Source organism: Burkholderia sp. Se-20378 (assembly GCF_017104665.1).
GTDB lineage: Bacteria > Pseudomonadota > Gammaproteobacteria > Burkholderiales > Burkholderiaceae > Burkholderia > Burkholderia lata.
This window is the reverse complement of record NZ_JAAGPG010000721.1, coordinates 1-3,598: the sequence shown is the minus strand read 5'-3', so window position 1 is coordinate 3,598 and position 3,598 is coordinate 1. Positions and strand designations below refer to the sequence as shown.

General features: G+C 68.1%; 4 protein-coding genes and 1 pseudogene. 1 reads left to right on the top strand and 4 read right to left on the bottom strand.

The genetic code is table 11. The features are described from left to right. Positions 1-475, bottom strand: a pseudogene (locus G3N93_RS36600) (hypothetical protein); the annotation flags it as partial. A gap of 30 nt (positions 476-505) precedes the next feature. Further along, positions 506-676, bottom strand: coding sequence for a hypothetical protein (locus G3N93_RS36595; RefSeq protein WP_206135202.1), 171 nt, complete (start codon positions 674-676; stop codon positions 506-508). Positions 677-1,010: 334 nt separating this feature from the next. On the opposite strand from G3N93_RS36595, the gene G3N93_RS36590 reads away from it, so the two are divergent. Continuing rightward, the gene (locus tag G3N93_RS36590; protein WP_206135201.1) at positions 1,011-1,520 is read left to right on the top strand and encodes a GNAT family N-acetyltransferase; all 510 of its coding nucleotides are present in this window, start codon (positions 1,011-1,013) and stop codon (positions 1,518-1,520) included. A 76-nt stretch (positions 1,521-1,596) separates the two neighbouring features. Here G3N93_RS36590 and G3N93_RS36585 read toward each other — a convergent pair whose 3' ends face one another. After that, positions 1,597-2,814: an acetyl-CoA carboxylase biotin carboxylase subunit family protein gene (locus G3N93_RS36585; RefSeq protein WP_206135200.1), complete on the bottom strand. Its 1,218-nt coding sequence runs from the start codon at positions 2,812-2,814 to the stop codon at positions 1,597-1,599. Positions 2,815-2,863: 49 nt separating this feature from the next. After that, the coding region (locus G3N93_RS36580) for a hypothetical protein (RefSeq protein ID WP_206135199.1) at positions 2,864-3,598 on the bottom strand (735 nt) is incomplete at its 5' end.

Sequence of the window (3,598 nt, the reverse complement as noted above, 5' to 3'; positions counted from 1 at the left end):
TGTGTTTTGACGTTTTGTTATTTGGGTCTCCTCTGGTCTCTGGTTTTCTGTATCGTGAGTATCCGGCGCCCCGCTGGATCGACCCCCGTGCGCCCACTCTTGCCCTACACGACGCTCTTCCGTGCTCCCCTACGTGCGCGACCTGCGCCGCGTCGCCGGCTGCGACCGGTCGCGACGCATGTGCGCTCCGTAGCGCCTGCATGAACGCGCTGCGATGAGCCGGCGCCGCACGGTCGCCGGCTTCGCGCCGGACGAAGCCTTCCTGGATCCACTTGTGCAGCTTCGCATCGAGGTTGTCGGTATCGACGACCGTATCGACCGAGGTGCTGCCGTCAGGCCGGTGATGCTGGATGCGGTACATGTGCGCGCGTTCGGAGCGGCTGACGATCCATTGCCCGGCGGACGGGTCCGCCAGTTGACGATAGACGCCGAGTACCGACGGGGCGGAGGGAGTGGAATCAGCGGGTGCGTTCATGGTGGCGAGCGAGAGTGGGCGGCTGGCGCTTCATGCCTGCGATGCATCGCGTCGATTGTAGATTTTTTTGTCGTGAAGGAGGGCATTCGCGCGGGGATCGATTCGCTGCGATTCGCTGCGGTGCGGTGCGGTGCGGTGCGGGACAGGCGGGGCATCGGCCGGCCGGATCAGGTGAGCGCTACCGGTCATGCGCTGCAGCATGGGTTTTCGGCTCCTTCTTTACGGCGCTGAACTGCTTTTGCCGTCCCGATCCGTCGGCGAAGTTTCGGCTCGTTGGCGTGGGTCGGCCACGCCCATGCATGCGAAGGTCGATTGGCACCCCATCTGGCGCTGATCTCCCGGTCTTTTCAGGAAAACAACCCGTCATGTCGAATCGCCAGCCGTCATGCCTTGATCAACTGGGGCGAATTTCAGTACCGTAGCAGGCTTGATCGCCGGGCTTCCATCGCACGTCCTTGGTTGCTTCGGCGCACCCTCCCATTGCGCGCCGGACGTCGAATCCGGCGAAGGAGTGTCGAACGTGGCGGAGACAGGAATGGATGAACGGGTGATTCGTCGTGCCAGTGCGCTCGATGCCCCGGCCGTGCTGGGGATCTTCGATGACGTGATTGCGTGGTTCGTTTCCATCGGTAACGACGGGCAATGGGGCCGCGAGCCATGGTCGACGCAACCCAAGCGGATTGCGCTCGTGACCGAAGCCTGTGCACTGCCCGACGCGTGGGTCGCGGAGGATCGGGAAGGCCGCGTCCTGGGCGCATTGATCCTCGGCGAATCCATGCCCTACGTGCCGCCGGCGACCGAGCCGGAAATCTATGTGCGCGTGCTGGTTGCATCCCGCGATATGCGGGCTCGCGGTGTCGGCCGGCGTCTGATGGCGTTCGCGGATGAGCGCGCCCGGGCGGCCGGGGTGGCGCGCCTGCGGGTGGACTGCTATGGCGGCGGGACGGGTGCGCTGGTGCGCTTCTACGAGTCCTGCGGGTATGAGCGAATTTCCACCTTCGACGTGGATGGCTGGCCGGGGCAACTGTTGGGGCGTCGTTTGTGACGGTGCCTGACCGAAGCCACGCGGCTCGACAGCGTTGGGTCGAGCGCGGGAGCGCGTGCAGGCGGCCGTTTCACGGCTAGCCGGAAACGGTGGTCTGCCCGACGGGATTTCCGTGGGCCGACGCACCGGGAGGCACGGGCGCGCCGTCCACCCCGTGCGCGACCGGCAGCGCAACCCGCACATAAAGAAACGCACGCCGCTCGCGATCGGGCAGCACCTGCGGCCCGTAACTGATCGTGACCGTGCCGTCGCGGATCTCCCCCGCCTGCGCGAAACGCCACGCGCGGGGATCGCTGTCGAGCAGGAATTCCGCGCGGGCATAGGCTTGCGGTTCGAACAGCTCGGGAATGTCCACCGGGCGTCCGTCGAGCTTGTCGAGCAACGCTTCGGCGATGTTGAAGCCGTAGCCGTCGCGCACGATGTCGCAGATGAAGCTGCCCGCGATGCGCGGATTCAGTTCGATCACGTGCGGCACACCGTCGTGCACGATGCAGTCCAGGTGCACGGGCCCCCATGTCAGCCCGGCGGCCGCCGTGGCGCGCGACCCGACGTCGATCAGCGCGCGCAGCGTGCCCGCATCGAGGTCGAGTTCCGACGTATAGCCGCGCTCGAGAAAGCCTGCCCCATGGCGTTTCAGCTTGCGCAGCGCGCCGACGTACCGGCCGTCGAAATACTCGACGCAGTATTCGCTGCCGCTCAGGAATTCCTCGATCACGACGCGCTCGGTCGCAAGCGCTTGTGCATCGGCTTGTCCGGCGGCGAGGGCGTCGAGTTGCGCGCGCACCTCGGCGATGTCCTCGCAGCGCCGCACGCCATCGCTCGCCGAGCCTTCCGACGGCTTGACGACGACCGGGAACCGCAGCGGGTCGGCCGCGGCCGCGAGCGTCGTCGGCGCGGCCAGCGTACCCGTGACGAATTGCGCGGCCGGGATGCCGTGCGCGGCGAGCAGCGCCTTCTGGTTCGACTTCGACACCGCGTGCGCGACGTGGCGCGCATCAGGGCCGGGCAGGCCGAGCGCGTCGGCGACCCACGCGGCGGTGCGCGCATAGGTGTCGTGCGCGGTCGTCACGCGCAGCGTGTCGATTTCGTCCGGATAGCGCGTGCGCAGCCAGCCGGCGAGCTGGCCGGCATCGGGTTCGAGGTTGATCGTCTCGACGCCTTCGGGAAACACGCCGTCGAGACGGTGCCCGGGGGCGGTGATCACGGTCACGGCCACCTGTCGCGCAAGCGCACCGCGCACGAGCGCGAGGCTGCTGCCGGTGGCGCGGGCGCCGATCACGATAAGTCGCTTCATGCTGGATCCTTGATCGAGGGCGGAAGAGTGGAACGGCATCGCGTGTCGGCTAGCGTGCGCGGCGACGCAGGCGCTGTGCTTCGAGACGCGGCAGCAGATGCTGGACGACGCGCGGCAGCGTATAGATCGGCAACTGCGCGCACGTGAACACGAGCGCCATGGTGGGCGTCGCGGCGAGCCCGAGCGCGGCCCACATCAGGCCGACGTTACGATTGGCGACGATCAGCGCGACATTGAGCCGCGTGCGGACGTCGCCAGGCGTGAGCCCGTACGCGATGACCTGGAAACCCGCGTTGACGGCGAACGCGAGTGCGATCGCGCTCAACGCGCGGTGCGGCGCGTCGATGATCGACTGCTGCATGCCGGCCATCGTGCCGAGCGCGAACACCAGCAGCGCGGCGACCACGGTCGCATCGATCGGCGTGGCAAAGCGGTCGAGCCGCGAACCCGCGAAGCGCCGCACGAGCAGCGCAACGCCCTCGGCGCTGCCGATCAGCAGCGCGAGCCGCAACGCGAGATTCAGCGGCGAGATCGCCACGGCCGCATCGTGGCTGAACCACGCCGTGAGCAGCGGCGCGGTGAGCGGGACGAACACCATCGACGCGAGGGTCGCGACGAGCGCGACGCTGGCGTCGAGCGACAGCATCCGCGCGATCGTCGACGTGCCGCTCGACGGCGGCGCGCAGTACGCGATCACCAGCGCGACGACCCAGTCGTACGGCATGCCGGCGAGCCGCGCGGCGATGCCGCGTGCGACCGGGCACGCGATCATCGTCGCGGCGGG